Source organism: Stenotrophomonas maltophilia (assembly GCF_006974125.1).
GTDB classification, from domain to species: Bacteria; Pseudomonadota; Gammaproteobacteria; order Xanthomonadales; family Xanthomonadaceae; genus Stenotrophomonas; species Stenotrophomonas maltophilia_O.
Genome location: NZ_CP037858.1, coordinates 4,029,027 through 4,046,213, shown reverse-complemented (window position 1 = coordinate 4,046,213; position 17,187 = coordinate 4,029,027). Strand labels below are relative to the sequence as shown.

General features: G+C 67.4%; 8 protein-coding genes. 2 read left to right on the top strand and 6 right to left on the bottom strand.

Features of this window, described 5'->3' with window-relative positions:
- Positions 1-17: 17 nt before the first annotated feature.
- Genes EZ304_RS18700 through EZ304_RS18685 form a run of 4 tightly spaced genes read right to left on the bottom strand, consistent with a single transcriptional unit; the run spans position 18 to position 5,654 of the window.
- Positions 18-1,151, bottom strand: a complete 1,134-nt coding sequence (locus tag EZ304_RS18700) for a hybrid sensor histidine kinase/response regulator (protein ID WP_142807829.1) — start codon at positions 1,149-1,151, stop codon at positions 18-20.
- Complete coding sequence (locus EZ304_RS18695; protein ID WP_142807828.1) at positions 1,148-1,723, bottom strand: chemotaxis protein CheB; 576 nt, start codon at positions 1,721-1,723, stop codon at positions 1,148-1,150. Before EZ304_RS18695 ends, EZ304_RS18700 begins: the two co-directional genes overlap by 4 nt.
- Positions 1,723-2,547 (bottom strand): CheR family methyltransferase, encoded by an 825-nt coding sequence (locus EZ304_RS18690; RefSeq protein ID WP_142807827.1) that lies wholly within the window; start codon positions 2,545-2,547, stop codon positions 1,723-1,725. Before EZ304_RS18690 ends, EZ304_RS18695 begins: the two co-directional genes overlap by 1 nt.
- Positions 2,544-5,654 (bottom strand): response regulator, encoded by a 3,111-nt coding sequence (locus EZ304_RS18685; protein ID WP_142807826.1) that lies wholly within the window; start codon positions 5,652-5,654, stop codon positions 2,544-2,546. Before EZ304_RS18685 ends, EZ304_RS18690 begins: the two co-directional genes overlap by 4 nt.
- A gap of 151 nt (positions 5,655-5,805) precedes the next feature.
- On the opposite strand from EZ304_RS18685, the gene EZ304_RS18680 reads away from it, so the two are divergent.
- Positions 5,806-6,969: a two-component system sensor histidine kinase NtrB gene (locus tag EZ304_RS18680; RefSeq protein WP_428843490.1), complete on the top strand. Its 1,164-nt coding sequence runs from the start codon at positions 5,806-5,808 to the stop codon at positions 6,967-6,969.
- A complete protein-coding gene (locus tag EZ304_RS18675) occupies positions 6,959-7,318 on the top strand; it encodes a response regulator (protein WP_099552864.1) in 360 nt (119 codons plus the stop codon). Before EZ304_RS18680 ends, EZ304_RS18675 begins: the two co-directional genes overlap by 11 nt.
- A 64-nt stretch (positions 7,319-7,382) precedes the next feature.
- Here EZ304_RS18675 and EZ304_RS18670 read toward each other — a convergent pair whose 3' ends face one another.
- Entirely contained in the window at positions 7,383-11,072 is a 3,690-nt protein-coding gene (locus EZ304_RS18670) for a hypothetical protein (protein WP_142807825.1), read from the bottom strand.
- On the bottom strand, positions 11,069-17,005 hold the full coding sequence (locus tag EZ304_RS18665; RefSeq protein ID WP_260678141.1) for a CshA/CshB family fibrillar adhesin-related protein: 5,937 nt from the start codon (positions 17,003-17,005) through the stop codon (positions 11,069-11,071). Before EZ304_RS18665 ends, EZ304_RS18670 begins: the two co-directional genes overlap by 4 nt.
- Positions 17,006-17,187 lie beyond the last annotated feature (182 nt).

Sequence of the window (17,187 nt, the reverse complement as noted above, 5' to 3'; positions counted from 1 at the left end):
GACATTGGCTGAAGAGTTCAGGTTGCCGCCATGACCGCTGCGTCCCAGCGCCGTGGCAACACTGCCTCGAACACCACCTGGCCCGCTTCGTTGCGGGCCGCGATGCGACCGCCGTGCGCGCGGACGAACTGATCGACGATGTACAGGCCAAGGCCCAGGCCCTTGCTCTGGTGGAAGCTGGCCTTGAAGGGTTCGAACAGTCGCGGCAGCAGTGCGTCATCGATCCGGCCGGCGTTGCTGACCCGCAGCAGCACGCTGCGCGGGTCGCGCCCATCCACCTCCACCCTCGCCTCGCTGCCATGGGTCAGCGCGTTGCCGACCAGGTTGGCGGCGACCTGGCCAAGGCGATCCAGATCGCCCTGCAGCCGCGTGTCTCCCTGCGTGTCCAGGCGGATCCGGTCCATCCCATGCGCGCTGCCCGCTTCGGCTACTACCGCGCGGGTCACGTCGGCCAGATCGCAGGCACCTGCCTCCAGCCTCAGGCCACCGCTGCGGATCCGCGAGAAATCCAGCAGCTGCTCGACCATCCGCGCCATCCGCAGGGTGCTGGCTTCCAGGTACTGAAGGGTCTGCTGCGCGCCTGCGTTGCCTTCCGGAAGCTCCAGCGCCAGCTTGTCGGTGCACAGCAGGATCGCCGACAGCGGCGTGCGCAGATCGTGGGTCAGCACCGCCGCCATCGTCTCGTTGAGCTTCAGCGCGCGCTCCAGTGCCTCGTTGCGCGCCTTCAGCAACTGCCGCTGCTGGTACAGCTCGATGAAGACATTGACCTTGCTCAGGATCACCTGTGGCGCCACCGGCTTGTGCAGGAAATCCACCGCGCCGCTCTCGTAGCCCTTGAAGACGCGCAGCGGATCGTCAGGCGAGGCGGTCAGGAAGATGATCGGCACGTCGCGGCTGCGATGCGAACCGCGCATCAACTCGGCCAGAGTGAAGCCATCGATCTCCGGCATGTGCACGTCGAGCAGGGCCAGCGCCACTTCGTGCTCCAGCAGCAGCTCCAGTGCCTGCGCACCCGAGGCAGCCAGCAGCAGGTTGACCCCTTCGCGCTGCAGCAATGCCTGCATGGCTACCAGGTTCTGCGGCACGTCGTCGACGATCAGCAGGTTGACCGGGGTCTGCGAGTTCGCAGGGTCCGGTGGCAGCAGGTTCATGCAAACAACTCCTTCAGGCGGCGACACATCATTTCAAGAGGCAGCACGGCATCGGCTCCGGCGTACTGCAGGGCAGAAGCCGGCATCATTGACGCTTCGGCTTCCTCGGGACATTGCAGCCAGGCGCGGCCACCGGCAGCACGCACCGCGGCGACACCTTCGCTGCCATCGCTGCTGGCACCGGTCAGCAGCAGGGCAAGCACCTGCCGACCGAACACCGCGGCGGCGGATTCAAACAACGGGTCGATGGCCGGCCGCGAGAACAGAACCGGCGCATCCACAGACAACGCCAGCGACCCGGTGTCTTCCACCAGCAGGTGGTAGTCCGGTGGCGCGAACGTCACCGTGCCGGGCTGCAGTGGCTGCTTGTCCTCGGCCTCGCGCACCGGCAACGCGCAGTACGGCGCCAGCACCTCGGCGATGCGGCTGGTGCGGTCACGCGGCAGGTGCAGCACGGCGAGCACCGGCGCCGACAGCCCCGCTGGCAACGCACCCAGCACGGCCTGCAGCGCCGCGACCCCACCCGCCGACGCACCGATCACCAGCAGCGCGGGACGCGCCGGCACCACCATCAGGCCACCTTCCGGTACAGGCGGTGCTCGCGCGAACAGACCTCGAAGGCATCATGGTGACACCCGAACTGCAGCGACTCCTTGCTGCCGAGGCCGAGAAAGCCACGGTGCACCAGCGCTTCGCGGAACAGGCCGACGGTGCGGTCCTGCAGGTCGCGGTTGAAATAGATCAGCACGTTGCGGCACGACACCAGGTGCACTTCGGAGAACACGGTATCGGTGGCCAGGCTGTGATCGGCGAACACCACGTTGCGGCGCAGCTGGCGATCGAACACCGCGCCGTCATAGGCGGTGGCGTAGTAGTCGGACAACGACGCGGTGCCACCGGCGGCCAGGTAGTTGCGGCTGAACTGGGCCATCCGGTCGATGCCATAGGCGCCAGCCTCGGCCGTGGCCAACGCCGACGGGTTGATGTCGGTGGCGTAGACGATGCTGCGCTCGAGCAGGCCTTCCTCGTGCAGCAGGATCGCCAGCGACCACACTTCTTCACCGGTGCTGCAGCCGGCGACCCACAGCTTCACCGAGGGATAGGTGCGCAGTACCGGTACCACCTGCTCGCGCAGCTCACGGAAATAGGCCGGGTCACGGAACATTTCCGAGACCTGCACGGTAAAGAACTGCATGGCCTGGGCAAACAGTTCCGGCTCGTGCAGCAGACGGTGCTGCAGGTCAGACAGGCGCTCACATTCGTAACGCTGCATGGCCTGGCGCATGCGCCGGCGCAGCGACGATACCGCGTAGCTGCGGAAATCATAGTGGTAGCGCTGGTAAAGCGCCTCGAGCAGGACCTTCAGCTCCAGGTCGAACAGGGCCTGTTCGTTCATTGCCGCGAGCACCAGACCCGGCACAACGAGACCAGCTTGTCGACGTCGATTGGTTTGGCGATGTAATCGTTGGCGCCGGCCTGCAGGCAGCGCTCGCGATCGTCCGGCATGGCCTTGGCGGTCAGCGCGATGATCGGCAGGTCCTGCAGGTGTCGCTGGGCGCGGATCTCGCGCATCGCGGCCAGCCCGTCCTTCTCCGGCATCATGATGTCCATCAGCACCAGGTCAACCTCACGCTCGGCCAGCCGGTCCACCGCTTCCTGGCCGTTGCGTGCGATCTCCAGCGTCACCCCCAGCGGCTCGAGCACACTGGACAACGCGAAGATGTTGCGCACATCGTCTTCGGCCAGCAGCACGGTACGGCCATCGAGCACGGTGTCGCGGCGGCGTGCTTCGCGCAGCAGGCGCTGCTGGTCACTCGGCAGGCTGGCCTCCACGCTGTGCAGGAACAGGGTCACTTCGTCGAGCAGGCGTTCGGGCGAACGCGCGCCCTTGATGATGATGCTCTTCGAGTAGCGGCGCAGCCGCTGTTCTTCCTCGCGGCTGAGCGCGCGGCCGGTGTAGACGATCACCGGCGGGAAGCCGACATCGTCGTTGCCGGCCATGTGCTCGAGCAGGTCGTAGCCGCTGCCGTCGGGCAGCGACAGGTCCATCACCATGCAGTCGAAGGTGACCGTGCTGAGCTGCTCCAGCGCACCGGCCAGGGTACCCACCGCGACAATCTGCAACTGCTCGCGACCCAGCAGCAGTTCCAGGTTGTGGCGCAGCTCGTTGTCGTCCTCGACGATCAGCAGGCGCCGCATATCGCGCTGGCTGGTCTGCTCCAGCTGCTCGATGGCCGACACCAGGCGTTCGCGCGTGGTCGGCTTGATCGCAAAACCAATCGCACCGAGTTCGCGCGCGACCTGGCTGCGGTCCATCGCCGAGACCACGTGCACCGGAATGTGGCGGGTATCGGGGTTGCGCTTCAGGCGTTCCAGCACGCTCAGGCCGGACACATCCGGCAGGCCGATATCCAGCAGGATGCCGTTCGGTCGCAGTTCGCTGGCCAGAGCCAGGGCCTCTTCGGCCGTACCGGCCACCACGCAGTCGAAGTCCAGCTCATGGGCCAGTGCCACCAGGGCTTCGGCAAAGGTGGCGTCGTCCTCCACCGCCAGGATCAGGCGGCCGGCACGCTGGCGGCGGCCACGATCATCGGCCACGCTGGCGGCGCCAGACACCGATGTTGGCGCAACCACAGGTGCGGTCGTGCTGCGTGCATCGACCACCGCTACCGCAGGCTGCGGCGACGGAGATGCGGCAACGAGGGTGTCGCCGGGCACCGATACCGGGGCGCCCTGCAACGGCAGTTCCAGGATGAAGCAGCTGCCTCGGCCCGGTTCGCTGTCGACCTGGATGCTGCCACCCATGCGCTCGGCCAGGTCCCGCGAGATCGATAGGCCCAGGCCGGTGCCGCCATAGCGACGGCGGGTACTGCCATCGGCCTGGCGGAACGCCTCGAAGATGACCTGCAGCTGCTCCCGCGCGATGCCGATGCCACTATCGCTGACCTCGAACCGGACGCGGCCATTGCCACCCGCGCGTACCTGCAGGCCGACCCTGCCGTGCTCAGTGAACTTCAGGGCGTTGGCCAGCAGATTCTTCAGGATCTGCTGCAGGCGCTGGCTGTCGGCCATCAACTGGCTTGGCGCCAATGCGTCGGCCTCGATCTGCAGGGACAGGCCCTTCTGCCGGGCCATCGGCTCGAACGTCTCGCGCAGGCGCTGCAGCACGCTGTCCACCACCACCACTTCGTCGGCCAGCTCGACGTGGCCGGCCTCGATGCGGGACAGGTCGAGGATGTCGTTGATCAGCGCCAGCAGGTCATTGTTGGACGACAGGATCGCACGCGCATACTTCACCTGCTCTCCGGTGAGCGTGCCGTCCTTGTTGTCGGCCAGCAGCTTGGCCAGGATCAGCGAACTGTTCAGCGGCGTGCGCAGCTCGTGCGACATGTTGGCCAGGAATTCGGACTTGTAGCGCGACGTAGCCGCCAGCTCGTTGCTGTTGCGCACCAGCTGTGACTGTGCGACCAGCAGCGCCTGCTTCTGCGCCTCCAGCTCGTGGGTGCGCTCTTCCAGCTGGACGTTGCTCTGTTCCAGTTCGGCCTGCTGTTCTTCCAGATGGCTTTGCGACTGCAGCAGGCTTCGGCTCTGCTCTTCCAGCTCCTCGTTGGCCACGCGCAGCTCTTCCTGCTGCGCCTGGAGCTCCTCGCCCTGGCGCTGCGACTCTTCCAGCAGCACGACCAGCTGCGCGCGCAGCAGCGAGGCCCGCAGCGCCATGCCGATCGTCTCGGCGCAGCGCTCCAGCAGCTCGCGATCCAGATCGCGCTGCCCACCAATCCGGGCGCGTCCCAGCTCGATGATGCCGACCACGGTGCCATCACTGCTGATCGGCGCCAGGATGCGCTCGCGCACCGGCAGCCGCCCCAGGCTGGTCTGCAGTTCAAGTACAGCGTCGTCGCCCCCTTGCAGGTGGCGGATGTGCTCGTCCCGCGCCACCTGCCCGGCCACGCCCTCCTGCAACGCCAGCGACGCCGGCATGCCGGACGGCAACGCCAGGCCACCGGTCAGCTGCAACCGCCCTCCGTCCAGCCGGTATACGGCGCCAACGTCGGCTCCCAGTTGCGCGCCCAGGCTGGTGGCTGCCGCCTCGGCAATCTGCTCCGGACCGAGGTCGCCGCGCAGGCTCATCGCCACCGCGTTCTCGGCCTCCTGCAGCCACAACGCCCGCATTGCATCCCGGCGTGCCTGGATCGCACGGGAAACGATCAGCGCGATCATCAGGAACGCACCACCGCCGACGCTTCGGTTGACAACCGAGAACGCCGAATTGGAGCTGGCCGGGGCGATATTGAACCCGATGACCAGCAGGACGCAGGCGAGCCCCGCCACGATGAACGGCGCGCGTGCACTGCGCTGGAACACCGTGACGCCCACGGCCAGGAAATAGGCCAGCCACACGGCATAGCCCAGTGGAACCACCAGTTCCAGGGCGATGGTTGCCGCCAGCAGCACGGCGGAAGTCATCCAGATCCAGCGGTCACGCGTGGTCGCACCAGGACGCATGCAGGTCGGTTCCAGAAGACAAAGGGTCGGTGATGGTACTCCGTGTCGTATTCAGCCGCACAGGACAAATGGCACGTGTCACGCCTCCACACACTCTTCACACTGCACTGCCTAGCTTCACGTCCCTCCCAGGGGTAATGCTCATTTCCACGTGGACGCAGCCGCTTCTACGACGTCCGTGCTGACGGACCCTTCCCGACAACTGCGACTGCTGATCGACAGCGTGCGCGACCATGCGCTGTACCTGCTTGATCCGGAAGGCGTGGTCTGCAGCTGGAACCCGGGTGCCGAACGCATCAAGGGCTATTCAGCCGATGAAGTGGTAGGAACGCACTTCAGCCGCTTCTACCTGGCCAACGACCGCGACGCCGGTGAACCACAGCGCCTGCTCCGCCTGGCGGCGCAGCATGGCCACGTTGCCAGTGAGGGCTGGCGGGTACGCCGCGATGGCTCCTCGTTCCGTGCCAGCGTGGTCATCGAGCCGGTCGTCGAGGCAGGCGAGCTGCTCGGCTTCGTCAAGATCACCCGCGACATCACCGAGCAGTGGCAGGCACAGCGACTGCTGCGTGATGCCCAGCGTGCGCTGCGCAATACCCAGCAGTTCGAGACCGTCGGCCGTCTCAGCCGCGGCCTTTCCCACGAGTTCAACAACCTGCTGACCACCATCGGCAATGCCCTGGACCTGCTTTCGCTGCGCGTGAACGGTGACGATGCGCGCGCCGCCGAGCTGCTGGATGCTGCGCAGGCGGCCACCGACCGCGGCGCACTGCTCACCCGCCAGCTGCTGGCCTTCAGCACCGGGCAGACCCTGATCCGCGAGCCGCTGGACATCAATGCGCTGGTACGGCAAGGGCTGCCGGACCTGCAGCGTGCCTGCCCACCTGCGGTGCTGCTGGAGGTACGGCTCACACCCGGCCTGCCCCGGGTGAACACTGATGCGATGCAGTTGCAGACCGCACTGGCCAACCTGGTCGCTAATGCTGCTGACGCTACCCTCGAAGGTGGGCGCATCCTGATCGGCACCGCATTGGAGCATCGCCTCGACCCGGATGCGGACTCCACCCTGCAACGTGGCTATGTCACGCTCAGCGTCTGCGATGAGGGCCACGGAATGGCGGCCGACATCGCCGAGCGGGCCACCGAGCCCTTCTTCACCACCAAGGACATCGGCAAAGGCAGCGGCCTGGGCCTGAGCCAGGTGTTCGGATTCACTACCCAGAGCGGCGGCTTCGTCGACGTGTCCACCACGCCCGGTGTCGGCACCACGGTCAGCCTGCTGCTACCCGCAATGGAGGACCCTGCCCATGACCGATGACCCGATCCGCGTACTGATGGTGGAAGACCAGACCGATCTGCGTGAAATGATCGGCCTGGCCCTGCGCGACCTTGGCATCGACGTGGCCACGACCGCCGATGCGCATGAGGCCGCCGCCCTGCTGAAGGGGGAGGCACGTTTCGACGTGGTGTTCAGCGACGTCAGCATGCCCAACGGCATGTCCGGCATCGAGCTGAGCGAGCATGTGGCACGCGAACAGCCGCAGGCACGGATGATCCTGTCATCCGGCTATGCCCGTTCGCAGCTGCCGCCGCTGCCCGAACAGGTGGAGTTCCTGCCCAAGCCGTATCGGCTGCGCCAGCTGGTGCAGCTGCTCAAGCAGGAATGACCCGTCGCCGGGCATGGCCCGGCATCTGGTTCCTGTAGCGCCGGGCCCATGCCGGCTGCGCTCCTCAGTAGCGCCCCACCAGGTTCAGGTACCACCCGCGATGGGTGTAGTCGAACTTGGTCAGGTCATCACTGAAGTCGGTGAAGTTGTAGCCCACGCCCACGCGGAAGTTGCGGCCGATATCGCGATCGACACCGGCCAGCCAACCCTGCCTGCTGCCGCCGTCGCGGACGTCCAGCACGCGGTACTCCAGCAGGCCGTGCCACTGGTAATACAGGTCATAGCGCAGCTGTCCCGCAGCGAAGCTGGTGGCCGAGTCGAACCAGGGGCCGGTGCCGCGTCCATAACGCACCTCGCCTTCGCGCCGCGCCGCCTTGGCCGCCACCTCCCAGCGCTGGTCGATGCGGTACACGCCTTCCAGCGACAGGATCTGCGTGCGCTGATCGTAGTCCACGCCGTTCACCTGGCCCATCGTCGACAGGTCGTACAGGTAACTGTAGCGACCGAACAACGCCCAGCGGTCGTTGTCCCACGGCCGGTAGGCGAAGCCCAGGTTGCCTTCGATGAAGCGCGCGCCCGCCACCGGATTGATCGCATCGTCGGTGTCGGCATAGTTGAAGCGCGCCGCGATGCGCCAGCTGTCGTTGAGGCGGTGGCTGAGGCGATTGGTGCTGACCCACTGCGTGCGCCGCTCGGCGCCGGTATCGCGACGCCATTCCAGCTTGCTCTGCCACTCGGTGCCCGGCGCGGTACGGCCGCCGGACAGGCTGACCGCCTTGCGGTCCACCTGGCCACTGCTGGCATCAAGCTTGCCATTGCTCAGCGTGAAGCCCGCGTTCCACCCCACCGCAGGATAGAAGTCCATGCCGAAGGTGTGTGCCAGACCAGACTCCTGCCCGGATTTCAGGAACTGGCTTTCATTGAACACATTGACCTGATCAGACAGACGCCAGCGCTGGCCCAGGGTCCAGCCATCCTGTGCGTTCGGGCTGAACAACGGGTCGTACTCGCTGCGGTCGGTGGACTGGGTGAACGCACCATAGAAGCTGTGCTGCGGGGTCAGCCGGTACTCGGCGTTGACCTGCGCGGCGGTGCCACGATCACCATCGCTCACCTCGGCACCGACGGTGGACAGGTTGGCGAAGGTCCAGGTACCACCGGCCACCACCGCATCGTTGTCGGCATAGCGGCCATGGTCATCATCCACGGTCAGCTGGCCTCCGCCGTACACATCCAGTGAGGTGCCGATGCGGTGCGTGTAGCGGGCGGCGGCCAGCACACCGGCCACGTTGCCGCCCACACCGCGGTCTTCCTGCACGCGACGCAACTCAGCCGACAGGCGGTCGTTCTCGCCGATCCGCCACTCGGCGGTGGCCTGTGCCTGGATCAGCGATTCGCTGCCACGGCGGGCCTCGCTGTAGCGGGCGTACAGGCTGAAGTCGTCGGTCACGTAACCCAGCAGCTCGGCACCCTGCTCGCGCACGCGCTGGCCAGTGTCGAAGCGCCCCACCGAATAGCCTCCATCGACCTGGCGCCACCAGGCCCCGGCACTCCAGTCGCGCTGGGTCCAGCCCAGCTCGCGCAGGTTGACGCGCGCTTCCACTGCGGTCGCCTCGCCTTCGCGCGGCCCCTCCGGATTGAGCCGGCTGAAGCTCAGGCCGCCGTTGTCCGAGAAGAACACCGGCGCACTGGTCGCCTCGCTGCGGCTGTGCTCGATCTTCAGGTAGGTGCCACGCCCGGCCTGCAGGGTCAGGTCCGCGCCCCTCAGCGAATAGTCCTGGCCGGAGCGCTGCTCGTCCACGTAGGTGGCGCCCACGGCAACGTGATCGCCGAACCAGTGCTTGCCACGCACACCCGCGGTGATGTCATCGCTGTCGAATCCGGTCGGCACCCACTCGTAGTCCACGATCAGGCGCTGCTCATAGCCGTCCAGCGGCACGTCGCGGCTGATCCGGCGCAGGTTCTCGCGGCTGACCTGGGCCAGCGGCCGGGTCAGCAGGATGCGACCCTGCAGGGCGTCGATCTCGTAGTCGGCACCCCGCACCATCGGCACACGCTGCTCCACGCGGCCGGTGGTGCGGTCACGGATTTCCAGCACCACCTGGTCCGAGCCGCTGAGAATGCTGGCGTGGCGCAGGTAGTACAGACTGCCACCGGTACCGATGAACTCGCTGTGGCCCGGCGCCGTCTCGGCCTGTGAGCCGAACAGGCGCAGCTCGCTGCGCGCATCGCCCCAGGCATTGGCGCCACGCGAACGCCACGACAGCGCCGCACCGTACAGCGAACGCACGTACTGCGCGTATTCGGTGCCGGTCAGGCCGGTGTTGTAGTTGCCCCACAACGCCTGGTTCTTGTCCCAGTCCATGCGCAGGTAGAAGCGGCCCATGCTGTCGACATCGCGCTGGGTCAACGAGTCGTCACCGTAGGTCGGGTAGTACAGGTCCGGGTCCAGGCTGCGGAACAGGTCGCGCGGATCGGCCGTGGTGAAGCCGGTGAACAACTCATCCAGCGGACGGTTCTGGGTATCGGCCTGCGCGGTCAGCAGGTAGCGGCCGCGGGTCTTGGCCTTCAGGTAGAACGCCAGGCGGCCATCGCTGAGCACGTCATCGTTGCGCTCGCCGCGGGCCAGGTCCTGCCCTGCCCCACTGGCCTTGTTCTGGTACACGGTGATATCGGCCAGGCCGACGCCGAACAGGTACTGGCCGCTGACATCGACCTCCAGCGTGCGTGCGATGACCGGTGCATCCAGCCGCTCCACGCGTACGTCGAACGCATGATGTCCGATCGGCATCAGGTACTCGGCGGCGAACTTGCGATCCTGGTCCAGCGGGTAGCTGTCGCCGTTGATCTTCAGCGACGCCCCCAGCGGCAGGTCGCGGCCGCGCAGGCGCACCCGCGAGCCATGCACCGGGATGTTCTGCTGGCGCAGGCCATTGCCATCGAACACCTGCTGCAGCAGTGACAACGATGCTGCCTGGTTGGCGTCCACCGAGGTACCGCGGCGGTCTTCCAGCGCGTCACGCAACTGCTGGTTGCCGCGCTCGAATTCCGCCGGCGTCACCAGCTGCATCGATTGCGCGGTGGTTTCATCGACATTGCCCTCGGCATCGAAGGCGCGAAGCACATAGACCAGGCGGTCGCCCCGACGCAGCGGCGTCGAGGCCGGCAAGGTACCATCCCACACGCCCTGGGCAACGGCGGCCACCGGCAGTTCGAACGTCGCCAGTGCTGCCACGCGATCCGTGTCGCTGCCGCGGTAGACGCTGACTTCCAGGCGCTGGATGAAGGCGGTGTAGTTGCCACGCACGTAGAACTCGACCGGCCGCACGATGCGGCCTTCGTCGAAGGCGACCATGCCCGGTGCGGAGACCGACAGTTCCGGCTGGCCCATCGCCGGGTCTTCGGTGGCCCAGATCGCGCCGCCTTCCGGCAGGCGGATCATGAACTCACCGCGCACGGTGGCCCTGCCCGGCTCATCAATCGCCAGGCTGACCCGGCGGTCCGGTTGCAGGGCCTGCGAGCTGGAACGCGACGAGGTGCCCTCGGTCACCGGTTCGTCGTAGCTGCGCGAGCGCAGGCTGAACAACAGTTCGCCCTCGGCGTTGCACTGGGTGCCGTCACAACGGATCGGCGCCGGCTCGGCGGCGGGCGGCGCGGCCTGGGCGGCACCGGCCAGGCCGAGCAGCAGGGCCTGATACAGCGCGGCGCGCGGCAGGCGGGCCGCACGGCGGGCGGCTGAGTGATGCGCGCTCATCGGCGTGCCTCCTGTTGACGGGCAGCCGCACGGGTGGCGGCGCTCTCCTCGTTGCGAACGCGCAGGCGCTGCTGCACGGCGGGGCTGAGCTGGCTGCGCAGCGCCTCGAACACGGCGTTGGCACGACGCAGGCCCAACACCTGGTTGTAGGCATGGCTGCCGCGCACATCGGTGTGACCCACCAGGCTGACCTGACCACCGCCCAGCTTTTCCAGACGCGCGGCGATAGCGGCCAGCAGCGGCTTGAACTCAACGCGTACGGTGGCCTTGTCGGTGTCGAACAGCACGTTGCCCAGCAGCGCGCCACCGGCATCCACACCGGCCAGCAGCGAGTGCGGATCGCGCACGTCGGTGCGCAGCTGCACGGCCAGGCCCGCACGGGCACTTTCCACAACCTCGGCCTGCAACGCATCGCGCACCACCGCCGCGCGGGCGAAGGCCAGCGCCTGGCTTTCGCCACTGGCAGCGATCACGACGTCGCCACCCTGGTAGCGGTCCACCACCTCGGCCATCTTCTTCAGCACCGGGCGATAGCTGGCCTGCAGCTCGCTGCTGCCCGGCGCGAACAGCACCTCACCCAGCGCGATCTCCATGCGCTCGGCGGCAGCCTGCGGCGACGGCGGCAGCCGCACGCCGAAGCTGAAGCGGGTCGGTACGCCCTGCGTCACCCGCCGCAGCAACGGATTCTCGGTGGTCAGTTCGGCACCGGCCGGCAGCGTGGCCGGGTCCAGCTTGATGATGAAGTTGCGGCCCAGGCGCGCGTCACCACCGTGCACGTCAGCCAGGTGGTAGCGCCCGAACGGATCGGTCTCGACCAGCAGGCCTTCCACCGTGGCCAGGCGTACACCGGGAATGCCCTGCTCCTGGATGCCTTCGTTGCCGATCACGTAGGCCACTTCATAGCCCTCGGCGACACGGGCGATCTCGCGGCGCACGCTCGGCTCGGCCGCGGTCAAGCCCTTGCCGGCCTCACCACTGCGTTCCACGCGCGTGGCGCCCTGCGCGTCCATCCGCAGGCGATGGCCCTGCGCGCTCTCCAGCACGAAGTCATCACTGAAGGACAGTTCGCGCAGGCGCTGACGCAGCACCACCTGATGCGCCTCAGCGGTGTCGGACGTGGACGCGCGGCCATGCACCACGCCAATCTGCACCCCGTGCAGCAGCGGCGCGCTGGCATCGGCCAGCGGCTGCGGGCCTTCGCCACGATCCAGCGTGGTCGAGCCCGGCACGTAGGCCGCAGCAGTGAATCCGCCTTGCACGCGCACGCCGCTCAGCTCGGCACTGTCCTGCCAGCCGTCACCGTCGCGATCATCGAACACGGTGCCGAACACCAGGCTGTCTTCCAGCAGCGGGTCGGCATCCATCGCCACTTCGGCAGTGGCCACGTTCGACAACGGGCTGCCGTCATCGGTCGTCGCCACCGCCTGGTTCACGTGGTTGCCCGCGCGCACGCCGGCGCCCACCCGCAACAGGTAGGTGATGGTGGCACTGCGGCCCACGGCAATGTCCACCGCACCGATGCGCAGCGGTACCTGGCTGCTGGCCAGCGAGAATGCACCGTCATCGTCGGCCACGCGCATCGAGCCATCGACATAGCTGAAGCCTGGCGGCGGGGTGTCGACCACTACGCCATCACGCCAATGGCTGCCGCCCACGTTCTCGACCACCAGCTGGTAGCGCACCAGGTCGCCCACCTTCACCCGGCGCGGGCTGGCAGTCTTGGTGATGCGCAGGGCGAAGTCGGACACTACCTTGTGGCGCGTCTCGCAGGTCGTGCAGTCCGGCGGCGGCGAGCCATCCGGATACTGCCCGCGCAAGCGGTTCAGCACCTCGGTGCGGGCCTCCTGGTTGACCACGGCCTGGTAGGCGAACTCGTGGCGACCGATCGAGGTACCCGTCGGCACCGTGCAGACGATGTCCGGCCCCTGCTGGACGCATCCGGCCGGCAGGCTCTCGATGCTCAAGCCGGCATCGGGCGTATCCACCAGCTGCAGCGGACGACGCAGCGCAGCGCGCTCGACCGTGGCCACCAGCGTGTAGCGCAAGCGGTCGCCTGGTCGCACTTCGGTGCCACTGGCAGGTCCGGACTGCTTCTCCAGCACCACGCGCGGTTCGGCCAGCGCGTGCTCGGTGCTGCAGTCGCTGCTGCAGGTGGGCGTGTCACCGCCGGTGCCGAGTACGGCATTGCGCACGCTGCCGCTGGCCTGGGCATTGACCAGCGCGCGGTAGCCCAGCGTATAGGTGCCCGGCGCCGTGCCGGCAGGCAGCGTGCAGACCAGCGGATTGCTGGCATTGCAGGTGAACGGTCCCGGCTGGGTGACCGACTGCAGGTCCAGGCCGGTGCCCAGGGTATCGGTCAGGGTCAGCGTATCGAGGGTCTGCGAGTTGGCGACCGTCACTTCCACGCTGTAGTCCACCGCATCGCCCACGGCAACCGGGGCAACGGTGCTCGACTGCTTGCGGTAGGTCACCACCGCCGACAGCACGGGCGTGGTGGTGCCACAGTTGCTGGTGCACGTGTTGATGCCGGTGCCACTGCCGAGCACCGCGTTGCTGACGCTGCCCTTGGCCTGCGCGTTCACCCGCGCGGTGTAGTCCACCGTGTAGGTGCCCGGCACCGTACCGGCAGGCAGCGTGCACACCAACGGATTGGCAGCATTGCAGCTGAAGCCCTGGCTGGCAGTCACCGCACCGAAGTCCAGGCCGGGGCCCATCGTGTCGGTCAGGGTGAACACCACCGTGGTGCGCGAGTTGCTGACCACCGCGGACAGTGTGTAGGCGATGCTGTCACCCACCTTCACCGAACCGGCCGCGGCCGAGGTCTTGCGATAGTCGATCGCACTGCCGGTCACTGGCGTGCTGGTACCGCAGTTGGCGGTACACGACGGATTGTCGCCACCGCTGCCGAGCACGGCGTTGGTCACCTGGCCGGTGGCCTGTGCGTTCACCACCGCGGTGTAGGTCAGGCTGTAGCTGCCCGGCACGGTACCGGCCGGCAAGGTGCACACCAGCGGATTGGCGGCGTTGCAGGTGTAGGCGCCCGCACTGGTGATCGCGCCGAAGTCGAGGCCGGTGCCCAGCGTATCGGTCAGGGTCACCACATCGGTGGTGCGCGAGTTGGTCACCACCGTGGTCAGGGTGTAGGTCAGGCGATCGCCCACTGAAACCGGACCGGTGCTGTTCACCGACTTGGCGTAGCTCACGCCCGGTGTCGCCACCGGGGTGGTGGTGTCACAGTTCACGCTGCACGACGGGTTGTCGGTGCCGCTGCCGAGCACGGCGTTGCGCACGCTGCCGCTGGCCTGCGCGTTGACGGTGGCGCCATAGGTGAGGCTGTAGGTGCCAGGCACAGTGCCGGCCGGCAGCGTGCACACCAGCGGATTGGCGGCGTTGCAGGTGAAGATGCCTGCGCTGCTGACACCAGCAAAATCGAGGCCGTTGCCCAGCGTGTCGGTCAACGTGACCACGGCGCTGGTGCGCGCACGCGTCACCGTCGCAGTCAGGGTGTAGTCGAGGCGGTCACCGACCCGTACCGGGCCGCCGGTGGAGGCCTGCTTGGCATAGACCACCTGCGCGGCGGCCATCGGCGTGGTGGTATCGCAGCTGCCCACGCAGGAGGGGTTGTCGGTGCCGCTGGGCACCACCGCATTGCGCACCTGGCCGCTGGCCTGCGCATTGACCACGCCGGTGTACGACAACGCATAGCTGCCCGGCACGGTGCCGGCCGGCAGCGTGCAGACGAGCGGATTGCCTGGCGTGCAACTGAAGCTACCCGCGCTGGTGACGCTGCCGAAGTCCAGGCCGGTGCCCAGCGTGTCGGTCAGCGTGGTCACCGCCGTGGTGCGCGCGTCTGCCACCAGCACCGTCACGGTATAGGCAACACTGTCGCCGATGGCGACCGGACCGGCGGTGCCGCTGGCCTTCGACACCGAGATGCGCGGCACCGCCACCGGCGTGGTGGTGGTGCAGTTGCTGCTGCAGGTGGGTGTGTCAGTACCCGTGCCGACCACGGTGTTGACCACCTGGCCACTGGCCTGCGCATTCACCGTAGCCGTGTAGCTCAGGCTGTAGGTGCCCGGCACCGTGCCCGCCGGCAGCGTGCACACCAGCGGGTTGGCCGCGTTGCAGGTAAATGCACCGGGGCTGCTGACGCTGGCGAAATCCAGACCGGTGCCCAGAGTGTCGGTGAAGGTCAGCACATCGCGGGTGTTGCCGTCGGCCACGGTGACATCCACCGTGTAGCTCACGGTCGCGCCTACCGCGACCGGGCCGGTGGTGTTCGAACGCTTGGCGTAGCCCGCCCGCGTCACCGGCACGGTCACGTCGCTGCGCGTGCAATGGTCGGCGTCTGTGCAGCTGCTGCCCGGTGCCGGCGGATTGCCATTGTTGAAGGGATCGTAGCCGCCGCCCACGCTGGCATGGTTGGTCAGCACGCCGGTCGCAGCCGCGGTGACCGTCACCGGCAGCGTGAACGCCGAGCTGGAGCCGGGGTTGCCGGCTGCGGCCAGCACCTGGCCGCTGGTACAGGTGACATCCTGGCCACTGGCCGTGCAGCTCCAGTTGCCGCTCACATGCGCGCCCGTCCAGTTCGGCACGATACCGGCCGGCAGCTGGTCGCGCACGATGATCGGGCCGGCGGGCACATTCGGTGGATTGCCGGTCGGCACATCGCTGGTGTTGCTCACCGTCAGCGTGTACTCGGTGCCGGCCTGCCCGTAGTTCCAGATGCCACCGGTGGCGTTGTTGCCCTTGACCACCTTCAGCGACGGAGCGGTGATAGTGATGCGGTGGTCTTCCACCTCGCCGTCATCGGCCACACCGGTCGGGCTCTGTATCTGCGTGGCGTTGGTGGCGTAGCGCAGGCGCACGTAGCTGGTACCCGCGCTGACCGACGTCGGCACGGTCCAACCCAGGTTGGCCTGGCCACCACTGCACAGCGCGGTGGTGCTGCGTTCGTTGGCATCAAACTGGCCGTTGCGGTTGAAGTCGATCCAGCCTGCGACGCTGCCATTGCCCACGCAGGCCACTGCCTGGGTGATCAGCGTGCCGGCCTGCATCACCGTCAACCGGTAGCTGGTCGGCCACGCGTCTTCCTCACGGCTGCCCGCCTGCGGGAAGTTGTCATCACCCAGCGCGTCCGCGCTGTAGCTGCTCCTCTGTTCGGTATCCGGGCCCAGGCTGCCGAGGAAATCGGTCAGCGGTGGTGCCAGGCCACCCGGCGTGTAACCGGCGGTGTTGATGTTGAAGTTGCTGGCGCCCTGCGGAATGCCATCGGAACGGAACTGCAGATCGTCCACCACGTGCATCGCATCGCCGTAGCTCTGCGGGGCGTCACCAAAGTCGGCATACGGCACCAGCAGGCCGATGGCGATGGCGGTGGTACCGCCGCCGCGCATCGAGAAGCCCATGTTCACCGCCAGGTTGCCCGGCGCGTGTGCGGCATTGTCGAAACTGAGGAAGGTAACGGCAGCCGTGTTGTCGTCGTTGCCGGGACCGAAGCGGATCACCTGGTTGCCACCGCTGGTCGACTTGTTCACCAGATAGGGGGTGGCATTGGCCAGGTTCTTGCGAACCTCCACCACGTTCCAGGTGCCCTGCGCGCTGGCTTCGACGAACTCGCCGCTGTTGTTGATCGATTCGGCGTCGGCCATCACCACACCGCGCAGGCGGTACGGGGCACCACCCATGGTCGAGGTGCAGGTGATGCTGAAACTGGAGGTGCCGGCGGTGCGCGCGATGCCAGCGATCAGCTGGTTGCTCGAATCGGTACCACCGATGTTGTACAGATCATCAAGGCTGTCGCCGCGCCAGTTGCCTGGCCGATAGCTGCGCAGCACGCCGGTCTCGGCCGTGTTCAAGCGGCAATCGACGCGCAGGTTGATGCCCGCGGCAATCGGCATGTCGATGGACGACAGCGCCCCATCATTGAGCACGACGTTGTCGACGCCGTTGGCACCGCCCCCCCCAGGTCAACCACAACACCGTATTGCGATACGGGCTGCTGCCACCCGTGGCGTAGGCGGCTGCCCAGGCAAACGATGGCGCCACCATCGACAGCAGCAGGATCAGGACAAGCGCGATCCAGCGGCCGGGCCGCACGCATCGGGTGTTTTTC